General features: G+C 71.2%; 5 protein-coding genes. 4 read left to right on the top strand and 1 reads right to left on the bottom strand.

Annotated elements, in window-relative coordinates; all coding sequences use genetic code 11:
* The 4 genes from HMPREF9452_RS11105 to HMPREF9452_RS11090 all read left to right on the top strand — a co-directional run.
* A partial coding sequence (locus HMPREF9452_RS11105) for an IS110 family transposase (protein ID WP_009142225.1) occupies window positions 1–482 on the top strand: 482 nt, incomplete at its 5' end.
* A 154-nt stretch (window positions 483–636) separates the two neighbouring features.
* Entirely contained in the window at window positions 637–2,130 is a 1,494-nt protein-coding gene (gene istA, locus HMPREF9452_RS11100) for an IS21 family transposase (protein ID WP_187116521.1), read from the top strand.
* Complete coding sequence (gene istB / locus HMPREF9452_RS11095) at window positions 2,123–2,881, top strand: IS21-like element helper ATPase IstB (RefSeq protein WP_009142223.1); 759 nt, start codon at window positions 2,123–2,125, stop codon at window positions 2,879–2,881. Before istA ends, istB begins: the two co-directional genes overlap by 8 nt.
* Window positions 2,878–3,141: a hypothetical protein gene (locus HMPREF9452_RS11090; RefSeq protein ID WP_009141602.1), complete on the top strand. Its 264-nt coding sequence runs from the start codon at window positions 2,878–2,880 to the stop codon at window positions 3,139–3,141. Before istB ends, HMPREF9452_RS11090 begins: the two co-directional genes overlap by 4 nt.
* Before the next feature lie 112 nt (window positions 3,142–3,253).
* On the opposite strand, the gene HMPREF9452_RS11085 is transcribed toward HMPREF9452_RS11090, so the two are convergent.
* Window positions 3,254–3,622, bottom strand: a complete 369-nt coding sequence (locus HMPREF9452_RS11085; protein WP_232205066.1) for an IS110 family transposase — start codon at window positions 3,620–3,622, stop codon at window positions 3,254–3,256.
* Window positions 3,623–3,650: the final 28 nt, after the last annotated feature.

Genomic DNA, 3,650 nt, shown 5'->3' with positions numbered 1-3,650 from the left:
GGCGCGGGCTCGCGTTCGACGAGACCGACGCGCTCGGGCGCAGGCGCGGCGCCTGGACGAGGGCGTTCTGGAGGTGGGCGGAGTCCTGCAGGCCGTCCGACCCGGCCGCGGCGGCCGCCTTCGACCACTACGTCGCCTGCGTGCGCTGCGCCGAGTCCGACAAGCGCGCCCTTGAGAAGAGGGCGCTCGCCGAGGCCCGCGCCGACCGGTGGAGGGGCGCGGTCGAGGCGCTCTCGTGCATCAAGGGCATCGACGCCGTCACGGCGTTCTGCCTGGCCACCGAGGCGGGGTGCTTCTCCAGGTTCCCCACCGCCGGCGCCTACGCCTCCCGGATCGGCCTCGCGCCCTCCGAGCGCTCGAGCGGCGAGAAGGAGGCCAAAGGCGGCATCACCAAGACCGGGAACTCCGCCTCCAGGCGCGCCCTCGTCGAGGCGGCGTGGCACTTCAAGTCGCGCTCGCCGAAGCCCAAGTGTATTTGGTAACGTCTGATTTACGAAAATGGTAAAGGCCGCTTTCCATTCCGGTAAACGAAAATTTTCCGAAATGGTAAGGCCCGCGCCGACCGCCGCCTTGGACCGACAATTGTCGATGCGATCCGATTTCGACATTAGGAGGTCCGGAAAGGAAATGATCGGCGTGGACAAGGTAGAGGATATCAGGAGGAGGGCCAGGAGGGGCGAGTCGGTCAGCGGCATAGCCGCCGCGACCGGCGTCTCGGGCCCGACGGTGAGGAAGTACATCGCGGCGGGGGACCTGTCCCCCAGGCCGCCGGCGACGCGCGGCAGGACGTCGTCTCCTATGATGGAGCCCTACGCCGAGACGGTCGAGGGATGGCTCAGGGAGGACTTGCGCGTGTGGCGCAAGCAGCGCCATACCGCGAGGCGCATCCACGACAGGCTCGTCGAGGAGGAGGGCTTCCAGGGTTCCTACGAGACGGTCAGGAACTTCGTCAGGGCCGCAAGGGGGCGGATCGCTCGGGAACGCGGGGAGCGCGAGGCCCAGGGGTACCCGGTCCTCGATTGGCGCCCCGGCGAGTGCCAGGTCGACTTCGGCCAGGCGGACTTCCGCGTCCGCGGGACGCTCCGGCGGGGCCACTACCTGGTGGTCGAGTTCCCGCACTCCAACGTCGGGCTCGCCCAGGTGTTCTGGGGCGAGACGGCCGAGTGCGTGTGCCACGGGCTGCGCGCCGCGTTCGAGTTCGCCGGCGGCGTGCCTTCGCGGGCGGTGTTCGACAACGCCACCGAGGTCGGCCGCAGGGTCGGCTCCAAGGTCGTGACGTCGGCGCTCTTCCGGGCGTTCGCCGCCCACTACGGCCTCGACTACAGCTTCACCAACCCCTACTCGGGCAACGAGAAGGGCAGCGTGGAGAACAAGGTGGGGGCGCTCAGGCGCAACCTGTTCGTCCCGGTCCCCTCCTTCCACGACGTCGAGGCGTTCAACCGCAGGCTTCTGGAGCGCTGCGCGGCCGCCTCGGAGGGGAAGCCGCACTACAGGAAGGGGGCCGCGGAGTCCGGGCTCTTCGAGGAGGACCGCGCCGCGATGTCCCCGCTGCCAGGCGCGCCCTTCTCCTGCGTGGCGTGGGTGACGAGGAAGTGCGACGCCCAGGGCTGCTTCAAGGCGGGCGGCGACCACCGCTACTCCGCCGGGCCGGCGCTCGCCGGCGCCGAGGTCGCGGTCGCGATGGGCGCGTTCGAGGTGACGGTGGTGGGCCCCGGCGGGGAGGTCGCCGCGACCTACGAGAGGATGTGGGGCGACGCGCCGACCTGCTCCACGGACCCGCTGGCGCAGCTTGAGCTGCTGTGCCTGAGGTCGGGGGGCTGGCGGGACAGCGTCGTGCGCTCCGCGCTGCCCGGGGAGCTCGTCGCGTACCTCGACTCCGAGGACCCGGCGGACCTGCGCGCGGACCTGCGCGCGCTGCGCGACTCCGCCGCGCGCGTCGGGTGGCGCGCGGCCGTGGAGGGGGCGTCGAGGGCGCTGGAGGCGACCGGCGGCGTGGACGCCGCGTCCCTCGAGCTCTCCGCCGCCGTCGCCGCGTCGGGCGGCGCCAGGACCGAGTACGACGAGCCGGTCGACCTGTCCGGATACGACCGGGCCCTCGGGCTCGCGGAGGGGGGCGGCGCCGATGCCTAGGATCGCCGAGGCCGACCGCCTGGAGTTCGCCGCGAGGGCGCGCTCCCTGTTCATATCCGGGGCGACCGTGGAGTGGTTCCTGGAGTCCGCGACGCCCGGCCAGCTCGAGGCGTGCTCGTCGATGCTGGCGCGCGAGCTCGAGTCGCGCGAGCGCTCCAAGAGGGCGCGCCTGCTCAGGCAGGCGCGGTTCCCGGTCCACAAGACCCTGGAGGGGTTCGACTGGTCCAACGTCGGGTTCCCGGACGGATGGGGCCGCGACGAGATGCTCTCCCTCGGGTTCGCGGCGGCGGCCGAGGACCTCGTGCTCCACGGGCCGACCGGGCGCGGCAAGACCCACGTGGCCACGGCCCTCGGGATCGAGGCGACCGCCCGCGGCATACCGGTGCGCTTCTACCAGACCGCCTCGCTGGTCCTCCAGCTGGGCAAGGCCAAGCGCGAGGGGACGCTCGACAGGCTCATGGCGGAGATAGGCCGCTGCGGCCTGGTCGTCCTCGACGAGTTCGGCTACGTGCCGTTCGACGTCGACGGGGCCAGGCTCCTGTACCAGGTGATAGCCGACAGCTACGAGAGGAGGAGCATCGTGTTCACCACCAACATCGAGTTCAGCAGGTGGGGCACCGTGTTCGCCGACGACAAGCTCGCCGCGGCGATCGTGGACCGCGTGGTCCACCACGGAAGGCTCGTGGAGTTCGGCGGCCCCAGCCATAGGCTGGAGCACGCCCTCATGCTCGGGAAGGGGGGACGCGCATGAACGCGAGGCAGGCGATGGACTGGCTGGAGGGCCTCGACCCGGAGGCGGAGATCGCGGTGACGGCCAAGTTCCCGGGACTCGACGGATGGAGGGTGACCAGCTGGGCCGTGTCGACCGGCGAGGCCGAGGGCTGCCCCTCCCTGGAGGTCTCCGTGGAGGGGACCGACTTCGACTACCCGGCCCCGTCGAGGGCGCTGCTGGAGGTGCTTCCGGACCTCCTCGACAGGCTCCTCGAGGCGGAGGATTCGGGTTACCTGTAGGACGTGCGGACGGTCGGCGGGGCGGGCGCGGGAGCCCGCCCCGTGGGCCTTACCATTTCGGAAAATTTTCGCTTACCAAATCGGAAAGCTCCTTTTACCATTTCGGAAACTTTTACTTGACCAAATACAAGCAGGCCATCTCGCGGGCCGTCGCGCAGTTCGCCACGCAGGGCCTCTTTCCCGCCTGCGACATGGCGTCGCGCCTGTCCTGCAGGCGGCGGTTGCACTTCGCGGCGTGCCTCGACGCCGCCGGCGCGACCCCGTGGCCCGGCCTCGGCTTCTTGGGGTGGCGCGTCGACATCGGCACGTGCCACGACGCCTCGACGAGCGCGCGCCTCACGTGGGAGTTCCCCGCGCGGGTGATCCCGCCGCGGGACTCGGTCTCGCCGCTCGAGCGCTCCGAGGGCGCGAGCCCGCACCACGCGGCGAACGACGGCGCGCTCGGGAACCTCGAGAAGTCGCCCGCCTCGGCGGCGAGCAGGAACGCGGTGGCGACGTCGACGCCCTTC

It is taken from the genome of Collinsella tanakaei YIT 12063 (assembly GCF_000225705.1).
GTDB classification, from domain to species: Bacteria; Actinomycetota; Coriobacteriia; order Coriobacteriales; family Coriobacteriaceae; genus Collinsella; species Collinsella tanakaei.
Note: the sequence above shows the minus strand (reverse complement) of the source record. Positions and strands in the feature narration are given on the sequence as shown.